Genomic DNA, 16629 nt, shown 5'->3' with positions numbered 1-16629 from the left:
TTTTATTTCTTTAAATTCAAAATGAACTGGACACGGATTTTTTTCTGAACATAATTTTAATCCAATAACGCAATCTTTATATATTGAGTCACCATCTATTGCTTTTACAATATCAGCTATTGAACTTTTTAAGTTTTGTTTATCCATATAAAATCCACCATTTGGACCTTTGACAGAATTTATCAATTTTTTTTTACCTAAATCTTGCAATATTTTTGCAATGAAATGTTCTGGTGCGTCAATACCTTTAGCGATTTCTTTCACTCCTATTCTAACTTCATCTTTTGATTTTTGAGCTACAAATATCATCGCTTTTATTGCGTATTCACAAGATTTTGAAAACATATATATTTAATTATGCTACAAATGTAATACTACTATTTAAAAATAAAAAGAGTTTTTTATCTTTTTATTGTTTTATAAAAAAATCCTTGAATTGCTTCAAGGATTTATATGTGTTTTGAATAAAATTTAAGCTTTTCCAGCTGCAATTAAATTCAAAGCAGAACCAGCTACAAACCAACCAATTTGACTTTCATTATAAGTATGATTAGCAAGTATAATATCTTTACTTCCATCATCATGCAAAAACTCTAATGTTAATGGTTTATTTGGTGCAAAATCTATTAAATCAAGGAAATTAATAGTATCATTTTCTTTGATTTTATCATAATCGGCTTCGTTGGTAAAGGTCAAAGCTAACATTCCTTGTTTCTTTAAATTTGTTTCGTGAATACGTGCAAATGATTTAACTAAAACTGCTTTTACTCCTAAAAATCTTGGTTCCATTGCTGCATGTTCTCTTGATGAACCTTCGCCATAATTTTGATCGCCAACTACAATTGTAGGAACATTTGCAGCTTTGTATGCTCTTGCAACAGCAGGAACAGTATCATATTGACCAGTTAATTGATTTTTAACTTTATTAGCCAATTGATTAAAAGCATTTACAGCACCAATCAACATATTATTTGAAATATTATCTAAATGTCCACGAAAACGCAACCATGGTCCAGCCATAGAAATATGATCGGTAGTACATTTTCCGAAAGCTTTAATTAATAATTTTGCTCCAGTAATATTTTTTCCATCCCAAGCGTCAAATGGAGCTAAAAGTTGTAATCTGTCTGATGTTTCAGAAACTGCAACTATAATTCCGCTTCCATCTTTTGCTGGAGCTTGAAATCCTGCATCTTCAACATCAAAACCTCTTTTTGGCAATTCATCACCATGAGGAGGATTTAATTTTACAGCTTCGCCTTTATCATTTAATAAAGTATCTGTTATTGGATTAAAAGTTAAGTCTCCAGAAATTGCCAAAGCAGCAACCATTTCTGGCGAAGTTACGAAGGCATGTGTATTTGGATTTCCATCGGCACGTTTAGAAAAATTTCTATTAAAAGAATGAACAATAGTGTTTTTTTCTTCTTTTTCTGCTCCTGCTCTATCCCATTGACCAATACATGGACCACAAGCATTTGTGAAAACTTTAGTTCCCATTTTCTCAAAAGTTGCTATAATTCCATCTCTTTCAATAGTATATCTAATTTGTTCTGAACCAGGATTTATTCCAAATTCTGCTTTTGGAGTAATTCCATGAGCAACAGCTTGTTCTACAATTGATGCTGCACGAGCCATATCTTCATAAGATGAATTGGTACATGAACCAATTAATCCCCATTCAATTTTTAATGGCCAACCGTTTCTAATAGCTTCATCTTTCATTTTAGAAACTGGAGTTCCTCTATCTGGAGTGAATGGTCCATTAATATGTGGTTCTAAATCTGTTAGATTTATTTCTATTAATTGATCAAAATATTGATTTGGATTTGCATAAACTTCATCATCACCAGTTAGGTGTTTTGCAACTTTGTCTGCAGCATCAACCACATCTTGACGACCAGTTGCTGCTAAATATCTTCTCATTGAATCATCATATCCAAAAGTTGAAGTTGTTGCTCCAATTTCAGCGCCCATATTACAAATTGTTCCTTTACCTGTGCATGACATATTGATTGCACCTTCGCCAAAGTATTCAACTATTGCACCAGTTCCACCTTTTACAGTAAGAATTTCTGCAACTTTTAATATTACATCTTTTGGAGATGTCCAACCGTTTAATTTTCCTGTTAACTTCACTCCTATTAATTTTGGAAATTTTAATTCCCATGACATTCCAGACATTACATCAACAGCATCTGCACCACCAACTCCAATTGCCAACATACCCAAACCACCAGCATTAACTGTGTGAGAATCGGTACCAATCATCATTCCACCAGGAAAAGCATAATTTTCTAAAACAATCTGGTGAATAATTCCCGAACCTGGTTTCCAAAAACCGATTCCGTATTTATTGGATACCGAAGAAAGAAAATCAAAAACTTCTTTAGATTGTGAATTGGCTAGAGCTAAATCAGATTTAGCACCATCTTTTGCAAGAATTAAGTGATCACAATGAACTGTTGTTGGCACTGCAACTGTTTTTTTTCCGGCATGCATAAATTGTAGTAATGCCATTTGAGCGGTTGCATCTTGACAAGCAACTCTATCTGGAGCAAAATCTACATAATCTTTTCCTCTTGTAAAAGCTTGCGTAGAATTTCCATCCCATAAATGAGAGTATAAAATCTTTTCTGAAAGTGTTAATGGACGACCAACTATAATACGTGCTTTGTCAACACGTTCAGCCATTGTTGCGTACACTTTTTTAATCATTTCAATATCAAAAGCCATAATAAATATCGTTAATTTGTTTGTAGTGCAAATTTACGAAAACGTTGTACTATTAAAAAATTTTTAGTCAAATATCTTTATTGCTTTCAATAATTTACGAAAACACAGATTTACCTATATGATTATTATTGAAATCGCATTTATAAGCACAAAAAATGATGATAGTTAATTTTGAATTAATCTATAGATATAAAAAAATAAAAATAATTTCAAAATAATTATTGTTATTGAAAAATATATTTAACTTTGCATTTCAAAGTACTTTTAATATAACTTTTTAAAGAATGAAAAAAATAAGTGAACTTGTCATGAATTACACTAACAAAACAGGTGTAACTGTTAGTATTGTTGTAACTGTTTTCAGTATTACTATGCTAATAATTTCGTTATTGGGAATAAAATTCAACAATGATGCTTTAGAATCTATATGTTTTATAAGTTTAATTATAGAATTTTTGTATGGAATTATATTATGTTTTAAAATTTTAAAAGACAAAACAAAGTACTTGCATTTAATTCCGTTTCTGTTTTTAAATTGGTTTATTGGTTGTTTTTGCACTAATATTTTCGTCAATATTTTTGAAAATTTGCCAATTTGGGTTTACCTAATTACTTTTATCTTTTGTATTTCTAACTTCATTATATACAGCAATTTAAAACACAAGTTAGGTTTAATGTTTTGTTATTTCATCAATGGCTTAACCTATTTGATGATTATATATTATATGATTTATCTAATTCCGTTTGCTCCAATTTCTTTTATTGGAATTTTGGCTTTAGGATTGGGTTTTTATGGATTAGTTCCGATGATTGTTTTTGTAATTCATTCGATAACATTAATAAAAATACTTCCTGAAAACAGAAATAATTTAATTTCGTTTGCTTCTGGAATTCTAGTAGTAGTTTTAGGATTAACATTATTCACTTTAAAATTGAGTGATGAGAGTACTAAAATGAGTAAAAATTCAATTACAAAATCATTTGAAAAAACAAATGATGATTTACCAACATACATTACAATTTCTCAAAATTTGAAACCAAATTTTTTCAATGAAATTCTTTTGAAAAAAGACATTGTATATGTATTTACGGATAATTTTTTTGAATTTAGAGGTTTCGATAATTTTGGAGGAAAACAATATAATGAGAGAAAAACGCACAATCCGTTTATAAATATTGCTTATTTATTTTCTGAAGATTTGGATTTAAGTGCCGATGATAGAATAAATATATTAAAATCAAATTTTGATAAACGTTTAGAAACCGAAGAACAGTTGTGGAGCGGAAACGATTTAATTACTAAAAATATAAAAGAAGATGTAAAGATATTTGCAAATAACCGATTGGCATATACCGAAATAACTATGGATGTTGCTTGTAACGAAGATTCATGGGGACAAAAAGAAGCAATTTATTCTTTTCAATTACCGGAAGGTTCGGTTGCCACTTCGCTTTCATTATGGGTAAATGGAGTTGAAAGAAAAGGTGTTTTAACAACTAAAGAAAAAGCAACAAAAGCATATAAACAAATAGTTGGCATTGAAGCTCGTGATCCATCATTGATGCAGTGGAAAGAAGGAAATAAAGTTGTAGTGCGCGTGTTTCCTATTAGTAAAGAATTACCTAGAACTTTTAAATGTGGTTTTACTACGCCATTGAAGGTTGAAAACAAAGAAATGAAGTACCAAAGTTTGAATATTAAAGGTCCAAACATTTCTAATGCTGAAACTATTTCTAGACTTCAAATGGTTGGAAACTCGAAATTCGAAGCTAGTAAAGATTTTGAATTAGATAAAAAATATTACATCAACAAATCAACAGGATTGGATGATTGGGAAGTAATAATGCCATTAAACAATGAAGTTTTTTCTAATGCATTTGTATGGAAAGATAAAGTTTATGAAATTAAAGAACTTGAAAAACAAACCGTTCAATTTACTCCAAGTGAGATTATTTTAGATTTGAATAGTTCCTGGACAGAAGAGGAAGTTGCAACTTTGGTAAATCAGAAAAATAAAAAATACTTTACTTATTTTAACAATCAAAAAGAGGAAATAAATAAAGAGAATTATGAAACTGTTTTATTACAATTTGAAGATTTACATTACTCATTATTACCGCTATATAAATTGCCCGAAAACAGTTTGGTTATTACAAAAAGTGGAAGTTTTTCTGCAAATTTTGAAGAATTAGAAACATCCAATTATTTGAATAAAATAAAATTAGAAACTAAAGATAAACGTCTTAAAATAATTAATATATCAGATGAAATAAATCCGTTTTGGCAAACTATTAAAGAACAAAAATATGTAGAATTTATAAATTGTGATTTAAAAAAATGCTTAACATTAGTAAATGATAATCAGTTTTTATCTTTTAAAACCTCTGAAAATAGTGTTAATATTGAGCAATCTGATATTTCAATTCATGAAAATTCAAGAACTGAAACATCAACAAATAATGGTTCAAATCATATTTATAGAATGTACGCTTTTGGTAAAGTTCTAGACGAACAAGTTAAAATTCAACAAGACAGTTTGGCTAATAATAGTTATGTTTCGTTGGCAAAAGACGCTAATATTGTTACTCCAATATCGTCTTTAATTGTACTGGAAACGGATGAAGATTATGTAAAAAATGGTATTGAAAAAAATGTGAACACACTTGGAAATGCTTCAATAAATAATGACGGTGCAGTTCCTGAACCTCATGAATGGTTGATGATTATTATTGGTTTGTGCTTATTGTTTTTTTATTATAAAAAACACAAAAAACAGCTAGTATAAACATGAAGTTTTTATCTCAAAATAAAAAAGCAATTGCAATTTTTGCGATATTATGTCTATTGGCAGCAAATTATAATGTTGTTGCTTTTGGGCTTAATAGCGATTTATTTGGAATACTATTCTCGTTAGTTTTATTTATTATTGGCGGAAGAAAAACAAACTTTAAAATCAATTATTTACTTATTGGTTTGATATTCTTGCTTGAATTTATAAGTTATCGACTACATACAAAATCTTTGCATTTCTTATCTTTAATGCTATTTGTGTGTTTAATTTATTATTTATTTACTAGAAAATTCTCTTATATATCCTTCATTTGTATTTTATTATTTTCGTCTATTTTCAATAAATTTTTTGAACATTTAACCACCGAAATTAAACAAACTTTATGTTATAATGTATATTTAGCATTGCGAAATTTTATACCAATTGACAAAATTGAAGGCGTAAACTTTTTCATTAAAGGTGCAAAAATTACTATTGATACTGCTTGCATGGGTTTATCAATGTTTAAAACTGGATTTTTAATTGGTGCTATATTATTGACATTAGAGGAGAAAAAAGAAAAGAAATATTATGGCGTTTTTCAGATAATTGGTTTTTGTTTAATCATTGTTTTTTTGAATATTATTTCTAATTATTTTAGAATAATAACTTTAATTTTGCTCAATTTCACTCAAGAAAACATGCTTCATCACACTATTGGTTTGTTGTGTTTTATACTTTATCAAGTTTTACCAATGTTATTCTTAATTCGTTATTTTAAACCTAAAATAGGAGAATTGATTACATCAGATTTTAAAATGAAAGTATTGCCAAATATAATTACTCTTACAATTATTTTAGCAACAAGTTTAGAAATGAAAAACGAACAGAATTATGATTTATTAACCAATCTCAATAAAAATTACAATAAATCTAAAGGTATTTGGGTAAACAAAGAAGTTTATAAAATTGAAACCAATGACAAACTAGTTTACATAAAAACACCATCACACAAACCATTAATTTGCTGGACTGGAAATGGTTATAAAATAATTGAATCGAAAGAAATTCTAGTTAACAACGAAAAAATATGGTTTAATAAAATGGAGAAAAACAATATTTTGTATAATTCCTATTGGTGGTATGAATGTGGCGATAAAAAATATACTTCATTTGTAGAAGTGATGTTTATGAAGCTTGTTTATAACAAACCTATTCGGTTGATTAATGAGGTTAGTGTTATTAAATCTACAAATCATCGTTGAAAAACAGTTCTAAATTGATACAATACTCTTTCTATTAATCGTAAATCTTGGGTAACAATATCAGCAATACCAGACATTTCTTGCTGAAAAACAATTTTTTTCTTGTAGGATGTTTCTAATCCATTGGGTAAAGAAATATCAATTAATAAATTTCCTTCTTTATCTGGTGTTAATGAAATGGCTTTTACTTTTCCGTTTAACAATCCAAATTCTGCATCTGGATAATTGGCTAAACGTATCTTTACTTCTTGTCCTATTTTAATTTTACCCGAATTTTTTGCAACAGCTTTTACTTTACCAATATAATTACTCTTGTTTGTTGGAAGTATTGTAAAAACATTATCACCAGAATTTACAGTTTGATTTTCGGCCCAAAGTTGTAAAAAAGTTACTTTACCATCAATTGATGAACGAAAAACATAATTTAATTCCCATTCTTTTATAGCTTTCTTCAATTGATAAAATGCTTGAATAACGTTTCTTTCTAAATTTACATTTTCTTTATTTTCATTGATTTGTGTAGTTTTACTATTTCTATTCAAATCGTTTAATGATGATTTTAATTGTGAAATCGTACTCAATATACTTTTAAAATTTTTTTGAGATTGTAAAAAAATTAAACGCTGTTTTTCTATTTCTTGGGTAGCAATAATTCCTTTTTTATATAATGTTTCATAACGTTGTAAATCATTTTTTTGAATTTCAATTTCGCTTTGATTAATACTTTTTTGAGATTGTAACAAACCCAATCGTTCTCTAAGTTGAATGGCTTCAAAACTTTGCGCTGTTCCTTCAACTTTATAAGGTTGCAATTGGGTATTGAGTTGATCTGCAATGTATTCTTTTTGAAATAAAGCATACGAACTTTCAACATCGCCAAGTTGAAGCGATTTTAATTTTTTAAACGGAAAAACACTTTTATCAAAACTAATAGTATCAACAATGCTTTTTAACAAAAAAACATCATTGTAATTTGCCGAATTTTCGATTACCGCTAATGGAGTGTTTTTAGTAACAATGGTTCTGTCTTTAACTAAAATGACTTCTATTTTTCCAGACATTTTTGCAATCAACTTTTCAGGCGGAATTTCTGTTGTAATTACTATTTGTGTGGATATTATATCTGGATATTTTATAATCCAAGATACACCAAGCATTAAAACCACTAATAATAAAATAACAATATTTCCCCAACGAATCATCCAATGCGGCACTCGTGTTAGTATTTCTTGCACTTCTTCGCTTCGAAGATGGAAGCTAGAAGATGGAAGTTGGGAATTATTTTGTTCTTGTTGTGGCATTTTTTTAATATTTCTAGTTAACTTCTATAATCAAAAATCGGTAATCAAAAATCTTATGTCCATAATTGCAATTGATTCTTCACCAATTCATAATAATTTCCTTTTAATTTTATTAGTTCTTGATGATTGCCAACTTCAACAATTTTTCCTTTTTCGAGAACTACAATTTGGTTAGCGTTCATAACAGTACTCAATCGATGTGCAATAACCACAACGGTTTTATTTTTAAAAAATAAATCTAGTTTTTGCATTATTTCTTTTTCATTATTGGCATCAAGTGCTGATGTTGCTTCATCAAAAAATAACATTTCAGGATCTTTATAAACTGCTCTTGCAATTAACAATCGTTGTTTTTGTCCAGTGCTCATGCCAACTCCTTCCATTCCAATTTTGGTATTATATCGAAGTGGATAATCTTCAATAAACGATTTAATATTGGCAACATTTGATGCATAAATTAATTTTTCTTTATTAATTACATCTACTCCAATAGCAATATTGTTGGCAATTGTATCATTAAAAATATAACCTTCTTGCATGACTGTTCCAACATGGTAACGCCAGGTTTTTTGAGCAATTGAACTTAATGAAGTTTTGCCAACATTTATTTCACCCGAATTTGGTTCGTAAAACTTTAATAATAATTTCATTAAAGTTGTTTTTCCGCTTCCGCTTGTGCCTACAATTGCGGTGATTTTATTGGCAGGAATTGTTAAGCTTAAATTATCTAAAACCGCAACATCAGATCCAATATATCTAAATGATAAATCTTTAATAATAATATCGGCATCTTCTGGAATGTCGTGCACTTTTTCATCATCGTTTTGGGTTTCGTCTTCTTTATCATGAATTTCACTGAGTCGCGCCAACGATATTTTGGCATCTTGTGCTTCTCGAATAAAACCAATTAGTTGCATAATTGGTCCGTTTAAACTACCAACAATACTACTAATTGCCATCATCATTCCAAGTGTAATTTGACCATCAATAACCAATTTAGCCGATAAGAAAACGATAATAATATTTTTTAATTCATTAATAAAATTAGAACCTATACTTTGGGTTTGTTCTAAAATTAATGCTTTCATTGAAACCTTAAATAATCTTGCTTGAATATATTCCCAACCCCAACGTTTTTGTTTTTCGGCATTGTGCAATTTAATTTCTTGCATGCCATTTATGAGTTCAATAACTTTACTTTGCTCTTGCGAAACTTCGGCAAAACGCTTGTAATCTAGTTTTTCTCGTCGTTTTAAAAACAAGGTTACCCACAAGAAATAAAGAAAACTACCAATAAAGAAAACCATAAATATTTTCATATTATAGTATGCCAAAACGCCACCCATAATAAACATATTTATAACTGAAAATAAAACACTCAATGAAGAAGTAGTTAATATTCGTTCAATGCGATGATGGTCGTTTATTCGCTGCATGATATCGCCAGTCATGCGTACATCAAAAAATGAAATTGGAAGGTTCATTAATTTTATAAAAAAATCAGAAATTAACGAAATGTTTATTCGTGATGACAAATGCAACAATATCCAACTTCTAATGACTTCTAGTGCAGTTCGACCAAAAAATAAAAATAATTGAGCAATTAAAACCATGTAAACAAAATGGATATTTTGGTTTTGAATACCAACATCAACCACACTTTGTGTTAAAAAAGGAACGATAAGCTGCAATAAACTTCCAGCCAATAAACCAATTATTAACTGAAAAACAAACGATTTATAGGGTAAAATATAATTAAAAAGCAACGAAAACCCAAACGATTTTTCTTCTTTATCACCATTGTCACCTTGAGCTTTTCGAAAGATTGGTGTTGGTTCAATTAGCAAAGCAATTCCTTCTTCGGTATCTTCGTTGGCATTGTTACCTATCCAAAATTTGAGGAATTCTTTTTGGTTGTACTCTATTAATCCAATGGCTGGATCGGAAATGTAATAGTTGTTTTTTCTTATTTTGTAGAGAACCACATAATGTTGACTATTCCAATGCAAAATACATGGTAATGGTGCTTCGTGCAATTTTTGTAAACTTAATTTTACACCAAGCGACCTAAAACCAATTTTCTCGGCAGCATCAGAAACATTAAGCAAATTACTGCCTTCACGAGTGGTTTCGCTGTATGTCCTTAAAGTTTGGATGTTAAGCGTTTTGCCATAATGCTTGGCTATGATTTTTAGGCATGTTGGTCCGCAGTCTTTTGAATCTGGTTGATTGTAATGTGGAAATTTTTTAGGCATTTTTTTTTACTAAATCTTGCATACCATAAAACTCAATTGCTTTATTTTTTAATGGATTGGTACTCCATTCTGCCCATTGGTTGGTGTATGGACTGTAACCACATTTTAATGGTTTTGATAAATCTATATCTTCTTCAAAATGGGTTCGTTCAGTATAAGCACGACAATCAGTGCAAATATGACGAAACTCGCAATCTTTGCATACTGCTATCATGTCTTTGTTTACATTCCAATATTTTTTAAAGTCTGGATGTTTTAGTGCTTCTTCTAAAGTGGTATCTTTTATGTTGCCAAAACTTTGTGGCATTGATGGACAATTTTTTATGTTGCCGTTTTTGTCTATGGATATTTTACGGTTGAGGCAAGTATTGTGGTGGTGGGATTCTGTATATAACTTAATGTTTGTATTAAAATAGTTCTCATTCACAATACCACAATTTTTCTCATTAAGAATATTTTTTTTTACTTGCATAACATTCCCCATTTCACCACTTACAGATGTATAGCTTTTATCATAAGGTGAGTTATAAATTATTATTGTATTTACTCTGCTATTATCTGATATAAGTGTTTTTAATTCTTCAAATATAGAGGAATTATAAAAAGGTATTATGAAGTCGATCGATACAACCCTAGATTTTTCTTTCTTTAATAATTGTAGAATAATGGAAATATATTCAACACTAATTTTTTTAAAAAAACGCAATTGAACATGAGAACATTTTAGTATTTCGAATTGAGTCATAAGACTTTTAAAATCATGAAGAATTTCATTAAAATCGATAATAATGTTAGTTATTAACGATGGAGAAGACCATTCAACACCTATTTTTGGAAACAATTCAGGATTTGAATTATAAAAAATAATTTTATTATCAATTAAAAAATCAAAATATTCATTAATTATTTCATCGTAATCGTGACCAAAATTATTTTTTATTATTTCAATCGTTTTTCCATTATAATCTTCTAATATCTCATATAAACCATTGGGAATAAAATAATATTTATTGTTTCGAATATCACAAATAATACTTCTATTAAATCCTTTAACAGGAATACAGTCAGCAAAAAGAATGAAGTTAGAATGTATCAAATTATATTATTTTTGAAATTGGTTTTACAATTGTCTTAGTTATATTCCTTGAATTTTGATAAACATTTATAGCTACAAGATTACTCTTAGGTTTTTCAATATTTTGGCTAAGAATAGTAGACTTGAGCCCATTAAATACATTAACAGGTTTTTTAATATTCATTTTTTAATTTTTTTGCCAATACATTTTCTATATGAAAGTTACACGCGTTATTTACAAAACTAATTTGTCCAGTAGGGTTTATTTCCAGAAAGTAGTATTCCCCATTACTATACATTAAATCAGCTGAACCATAATTTAAATTAAAAAATTTAAAAACTTTATCTAGTTTTCCTTCGATTAATAATGGTAATTTAAAAGGAACCATTCTCAAATTTTTAGGGTTTCTTAATTCTGTTCTATAATCAATTACTTGATCAAAAATGTGCATGGAAACAGAATAAAAAAGGCCATCAATATAAATAACTCTAATTTCAAAATCAGCAATAATTTTTTCTTGAAAGAATGAAATAGTAAACTCATCTGGAATTTTAGTAAGAATCTCTAATGTTATCTGAAATGTGAGATTAAAATTATATAAAAACTCATCATCTTGATATAAATAACTATCTAAAATTCTTTTAGATATAATTCCATTTTTACTTTCATATTTATCATAAAAAATTTTTAGTTGTGATTTACTACTTGTTATCAAAGTATGTGGTATTTTGAGACCTTGACTTTTAGCTTCAATCATTACATCGAGTCGATTGGTTTCAAAATCTGATATTCGTTTTCCTATCTTCTTTATTGACTTTTGCAAAATAAAAGCATCGTTGAGTATTTCATAACATTTATTCTCATAATCATCATCCCCCGAAATAATGCATCCTCCATTGAACCAAACACTTTTAATTTTCTCAAGGTTCATACTTTCCATATATTCATTTTTAATGATATATGAATTATATTCATTACAAAAATCCATTTCTTCAATAATGATTTTATCAGATTCCCCAATTCTTATAAAATCATCATCTAAACAATCAATAACCTGATTTACAAAATCATCAACATCTTTACTATAAATTAATACCATCTTATAAATTTATTTTTCATAAAACTCCCAGTCATCTGTAAGTTTCATAATAAAATTGAAGTTTTGTTCGTAAAACAAATCAAATTCTTTTGGATTTTGTTTGTTGTATTCAGATATCACAAAATTACCATTATCTATAATGAAATTATGCGGATTATTAAATTTAAAAAATATTTTCTTAATCATTAAATCATTACTCCCACAAGATTTTTCGTTATACAAATTGCCTTTATAAATATGAAAACAAGAATTATAATCCATTATATTATTAGGACTTCTTTTACTATCATACTCAAGATCATCAATACTTTTATTGAGTAATTCATTAAGTTTAGTTAAGTTTTTTGGCTTTTGCTGTATGGCATGTCTAATTAAAACATAAAAATTAGGTGAGTTAACTAGGATAGTATCATTTTTAGTGTAAGCGCCAATTTTTTCTTCTGAAGGATAACCCTTTTTTCTTAGTAATTCAATCAACATTTCTGTAACTCTCTCTGTAGTTTCATAAAGTGCTCTTGGTTCTTTTCTTGTTGCAAGTCCATAATCATTTTGATCTTCTTTAAGTAATTGTTCTATATCTGACTTCAAATTAAGGTTTAATTTATTCTGATTTGCATTAAACAGTGAATCGTATTTTATATTAAAAACTGTCCAATAATTACTCTTTTTTAAAACCTTAAAGATTTTAGCATTAAAATAGGGAATTCCCACTCCTTTATCGGCTAATCTTTCACCCCAGAAAAAAGCAGTTTTTAAATCCCTAGATAAAATGGCACAGCGAATAGCATTATGAATATCTCTCGTAAATATAGTAGGGTAATTATAATTAAGTAGATTGTATTGTTCTTTTGCTTTTGAATACTGCTTTTGTAAAATAAAGTTTTCTGCTTTTTCAGAATAGGTATAATAATTAATAGCTTGTATTAAATTCTTTTCTTTTTCTATATTGGATACTAATTTGTTATTAATAATTATTGGCTTAAAAACTTTTTCCCTTTTGTTTACTCTCTGTTTAGTTTTATTTTTTTTAGGAGAAAAAATCATAGCTCCAATGTCATAAATTTCTGAGTAACAAGCAAATGAACCAAATACTAAAATTGAATTTTTATTAACTTTTGCTAATAATTTAAAAGGACGCAAACCTTTTGAAGTAGTTTTATAATGAGTGTAATTTTTAAAATAGAAGGAAGGAAAAGTATCTAATATGGCAAAGTTGGTAATAATTTTATTATTTAATCTTGTTTCAACGTTTTTATTTTTTTCATAAAAATCAAAATAACAAGGACTTTTAGTGTCTATTTTTTCACCTATAAAAATTTCAATATTACTTTCGTTTTTATTCCATCCATTTTTTTCTTCATCTCCCCATCCACCACTAACATAACCTTCTATTTCTAAAGTACTATCTATTATATTATATTTAGATTTAGTAAAATCTACATTTAAAAAGTACATTGAAACATTCTCTGAAAAAGTAAAGTTTTTAAAGTCTTTACTTTTAAATTCTACACCATAATTTATAATTCCTTTATAATTTCTATCATCAATAAAATAAGCTACAGTGTCTTTTATTGATGGAAAAGGCCTGCTTTTATACCACAAAAGATGATAAGTACTGTCAAATACTTTATTGTTAACAAAATCTTTTTGTTTGTAAATTTTAATGTCTTGTCCAAAAAATGTATTTGCAATAAAAAGATTAACTATTACAATAGTATTTATTATTATTTTAAATTTCATTTTTTTCTATTAAATAAATAAACTTATAAACAAGTCTAAATCAAATATAATTTAGACTTGTATATAAAATATATCTAATTTTTGATAATTTTTATCTTTTTTTATTTTGTTGTTTTATGCTATGGTTGGTTTAATGCCATAATATGTATAATTAGTTCTATTATGATAAGTAACGACTCCTCCTTCTCTTATTGAATCATAACCATAATCCGCTTCATAATAACCTAGTGTTGGATGTACACCTGATCCGCGTCCTGCAGGCGTAACTGTACCAGCATCAGCTACTCCTCCTTTTAAAGAAAACATCTGCTTTTTTTCTAAAGCATCGTTTTTAAACTTGTCTAATTTTAAACTTTCTAGTTTCATAATTAATAAAATTAATGATTAATAAATATTTTAAAATTATTCAAACATTAAGCATACTAATTCTTGTGCACTAGACTTTATATATACGAATGTAAGAATAATTTTCTTAATGTAAATTTGTAAGTTTATTTTTAAATAAAAAATGCAATTTCAAGCAAAAATTATGCTAATTAGAGCATTATTGTTATTTTTGGTGCAAATAGTAATAAAATGATAAAGCAAAGACTTAAAGATTTTAGAGAAAAAAAGTTTACTCAAGAAGAGTTTGCCTATAAACTTGGTATGGAAACTTCGAATTATAATCGCAGAGAAAATGGTGTTACCAAAATATCGAAACAAGAATGGGATAAAATGGCAAAAATTCTTGAAACTACTTTAGATGAAATATACGAACCAGAAGATGGTGTTTATGTAATAAATGGTGATTATGCTCATGGTAATTTTGGAAACAATCACATTTTTAATACCCAATCAGAGTTTGTATTTGAAACTATGAAAAAATACATTTTAAAACTCGAAGAAGAAAACCAACAGTTAAAAGAGCAGTTGAGAAAGTGATTTTAAAAACTTCCTACTTCCTACTTAATACAAAACCACATAATGTTGACTATTCCAATGCAAAATACATGGTAATGGTGCTTCGTGCAATTTTTGCAAACTTAATTTTACGCCAAGCGACCTAAAACCAATTTTCTAGGCAGCATCAGAAACGTTTAACAAATTACTGCCTTCACGAGTGGTTTCGCTATAATTACGTAAGGTTTGGATGTTTAGCGTTTTGCTATAATGCTTGGCTATGATTTTTAGGCATGTTGGTCCGCAGTCTTTTGAATCTGGTTGATTGTAATGTGGAAATTTTTTAGGCATCTTTTTTTACTAAATCTTGCATACCATAAAATTCAATTGCTTTTTGTTTTAAAGGATTTGTGCTCCATTCTGCCCATTCGTTAGTATAAGGATTGTAACCACATTTTAATGGTTTTGATAAATCTATATCTTCTTCAAAATGGGTTCGTTCAGTATAAGCACGACAATCGGTACAAATGTGACGAAACTCGCAATCTTTGCATACTGCTATCATGTCTTTGTTTACATTCCAATATTTTTTAAAATCTGGATGATTTAGTGCTTCTTCAAGTGTGGTATCTTTTATGTTGCCAAAACTTTGTGGCATAGATGGGCAGTTTTTTATGTTGCCGTCTTTGTCAATTGAAAGTTTTTTGTGAAGGCAGGAATTGTGGTTTAATGATTCTAGAACTTTATCTTTATTTATACCAAAATATTTATTGTCAACTACGCCACAATTAGCAAAGTTTTTTATTTCATAATCAAGAAAATTTATTGCAAATGTATGGTCAATTACTTCTTTATCTTTTCCTGATGAAGAATGAAATGTTAGTTCTGTAATTCTAAAATTGTATTTGTCTATTTGAGATATAAAATCAAAAACAACATTAGAATACTTTAAAACTAATTCAATTGATCTAAAATCACTATTTCTTGATGCTTCTAATATTTTTTTTAAGTTATCAAGTTCAATTTCATTATAACATACAAATTGAAGATTTACACAGTATAATTTCCCTAGACTTACTATTATGTTATCAAGATTTGATAAAGTTAAATTTGAAACTTCAATTATTGAATTGGATATTGGTGAAGCAAGTTCAAACTTTTTATCCATGTCAATAAATCTATCAAATTCATCTGAATCTGTGTAAAAACCGAATTCATTTTCAAGTAAAAAGTCTAAATATTCATCAATAACTTCTTTTTCATTTTCTTCATACAAATTATAAATTTCATTAATACTTTTTTTAGCATTAAACAATTCTATAACTTCATGCATTGTATCTGGAATAGTTGTAAAACTTTGTCTTTGCAAATCAACTACAATACTTCTATTAACTCCTTTAACAACGATACAATTTGTAAATATTTTAAAATATAAATTTGAACTCATACTAACTAAAATCTTGATGTTGGCTTATTTGGTTTATATATATCGTAAAACTTATCA

Annotated in this window: 12 protein-coding genes and 1 pseudogene; 3 read left to right on the top strand and 10 right to left on the bottom strand. The window is 27.9% G+C overall.

Annotation, left to right across the window (positions count from 1 at the left end; all coding sequences use genetic code 11):
* Both ACH2BO_RS14135 and ACH2BO_RS14130 read right to left on the bottom strand, forming a co-directional pair.
* Positions 1-345: RrF2 family transcriptional regulator (locus ACH2BO_RS14135; protein ID WP_395045379.1), on the bottom strand; the 345-nt coding region annotated here is incomplete at its 3' end.
* A 126-nt stretch (positions 346-471) separates the two neighbouring features.
* A complete protein-coding gene (locus ACH2BO_RS14130; RefSeq protein WP_395045378.1) occupies positions 472-2736 on the bottom strand; it encodes an aconitate hydratase in 2265 nt (754 codons plus the stop codon).
* A gap of 284 nt (positions 2737-3020) precedes the next feature.
* Between ACH2BO_RS14130 and ACH2BO_RS14125 the strand changes: the two genes are divergently transcribed.
* Both ACH2BO_RS14125 and xrtN read left to right on the top strand, forming a co-directional pair.
* Positions 3021-5522: an XrtN system VIT domain-containing protein gene (locus ACH2BO_RS14125; protein WP_395045377.1), complete on the top strand. Its 2502-nt coding sequence runs from the start codon at positions 3021-3023 to the stop codon at positions 5520-5522.
* Positions 5523-5524: 2 nt separating this feature from the next.
* Positions 5525-6772: an exosortase N gene (gene xrtN / locus ACH2BO_RS14120; protein WP_395045376.1), complete on the top strand. Its 1248-nt coding sequence runs from the start codon at positions 5525-5527 to the stop codon at positions 6770-6772.
* Here the strand turns inward: xrtN and ACH2BO_RS14115 are convergent.
* From ACH2BO_RS14115 to ACH2BO_RS14090, 6 genes are all read right to left on the bottom strand, one after another.
* Complete coding sequence (locus ACH2BO_RS14115) at positions 6763-8073, bottom strand: HlyD family secretion protein (RefSeq protein WP_395045375.1); 1311 nt, start codon at positions 8071-8073, stop codon at positions 6763-6765. The genes xrtN and ACH2BO_RS14115 overlap by 10 nt on opposite strands.
* A 53-nt stretch (positions 8074-8126) precedes the next feature.
* Positions 8127-10328 (bottom strand): peptidase domain-containing ABC transporter, encoded by a 2202-nt coding sequence (locus ACH2BO_RS14110; protein ID WP_395045374.1) that lies wholly within the window; start codon positions 10326-10328, stop codon positions 8127-8129.
* Entirely contained in the window at positions 10321-11424 is a 1104-nt protein-coding gene (gene gwsS, locus ACH2BO_RS14105; RefSeq protein ID WP_395045373.1) for a grasp-with-spasm system SPASM domain peptide maturase, read from the bottom strand. The genes ACH2BO_RS14110 and gwsS (ACH2BO_RS14105) overlap by 8 nt, the downstream gene beginning before the upstream one ends.
* 152 nt (positions 11425-11576) lie before the next feature.
* Complete coding sequence (locus ACH2BO_RS14100; RefSeq protein ID WP_395045372.1) at positions 11577-12503, bottom strand: hypothetical protein; 927 nt, start codon at positions 12501-12503, stop codon at positions 11577-11579.
* Between the two features lie 9 nt (positions 12504-12512).
* A complete protein-coding gene (locus ACH2BO_RS14095; protein WP_395045371.1) occupies positions 12513-14243 on the bottom strand; it encodes a hypothetical protein in 1731 nt (576 codons plus the stop codon).
* A gap of 114 nt (positions 14244-14357) precedes the next feature.
* On the bottom strand, positions 14358-14609 hold the full coding sequence (locus ACH2BO_RS14090) for a TIGR04149 family rSAM-modified RiPP (RefSeq protein WP_395045370.1): 252 nt from the start codon (positions 14607-14609) through the stop codon (positions 14358-14360).
* Between the two features lie 210 nt (positions 14610-14819).
* Between ACH2BO_RS14090 and ACH2BO_RS14085 the strand changes: the two genes are divergently transcribed.
* Positions 14820-15167 carry a helix-turn-helix transcriptional regulator gene (locus ACH2BO_RS14085; protein WP_395045369.1) on the top strand — a complete coding sequence of 116 codons (348 nt, stop codon included), beginning with the start codon at positions 14820-14822 and terminating at the stop codon, positions 15165-15167.
* 27 nt (positions 15168-15194) lie between these two features.
* On the opposite strand, the pseudogene ACH2BO_RS14080 reads toward ACH2BO_RS14085, so the two are convergent.
* Positions 15195-15476 (bottom strand): annotated as a pseudogene (locus ACH2BO_RS14080) (cysteine peptidase family C39 domain-containing protein); the annotation flags it as partial.
* A complete protein-coding gene (gene gwsS / locus ACH2BO_RS14075) occupies positions 15469-16572 on the bottom strand; it encodes a grasp-with-spasm system SPASM domain peptide maturase (RefSeq protein WP_395045368.1) in 1104 nt (367 codons plus the stop codon). The gene gwsS (ACH2BO_RS14075) and the pseudogene ACH2BO_RS14080, both read right to left, overlap by 8 nt.
* Between the last annotated feature and the right edge of the window lie 57 nt (positions 16573-16629).

Source organism: Flavobacterium sp. (assembly GCF_043773265.1).
Lineage (GTDB): Bacteria > Bacteroidota > Bacteroidia > Flavobacteriales > Flavobacteriaceae > Flavobacterium.
Note: the sequence above shows the minus strand (reverse complement) of the source record. Positions and strands in the feature narration are given on the sequence as shown.

Coding starts and splice junctions, on each gene's coding strand:
- ACH2BO_RS14130 (WP_395045378.1), bottom strand. CDS start 2,736: ATGGCTTTTGATATTGAAATGATTAAAAAAGTGTACGCAACAATGGCT.
- ACH2BO_RS14125 (WP_395045377.1), top strand. CDS start 3,021: ATGAAAAAAATAAGTGAACTTGTCATGAATTACACTAACAAAACAGGT.
- xrtN (WP_395045376.1), top strand. CDS start 5,525: ATGAAGTTTTTATCTCAAAATAAAAAAGCAATTGCAATTTTTGCGATA.
- ACH2BO_RS14115 (WP_395045375.1), bottom strand. CDS start 8,073: ATGCCACAACAAGAACAAAATAATTCCCAACTTCCATCTTCTAGCTTC.
- ACH2BO_RS14110 (WP_395045374.1), bottom strand. CDS start 10,328: ATGCCTAAAAAATTTCCACATTACAATCAACCAGATTCAAAAGACTGC.
- ACH2BO_RS14100 (WP_395045372.1), bottom strand. CDS start 12,503: ATGGTATTAATTTATAGTAAAGATGTTGATGATTTTGTAAATCAGGTT.
- ACH2BO_RS14095 (WP_395045371.1), bottom strand. CDS start 14,243: ATGAAATTTAAAATAATAATAAATACTATTGTAATAGTTAATCTTTTT.
- ACH2BO_RS14090 (WP_395045370.1), bottom strand. CDS start 14,609: ATGAAACTAGAAAGTTTAAAATTAGACAAGTTTAAAAACGATGCTTTA.
- ACH2BO_RS14085 (WP_395045369.1), top strand. CDS start 14,820: ATGATAAAGCAAAGACTTAAAGATTTTAGAGAAAAAAAGTTTACTCAA.
- gwsS (WP_395045368.1), bottom strand. CDS start 16,572: ATGAGTTCAAATTTATATTTTAAAATATTTACAAATTGTATCGTTGTT.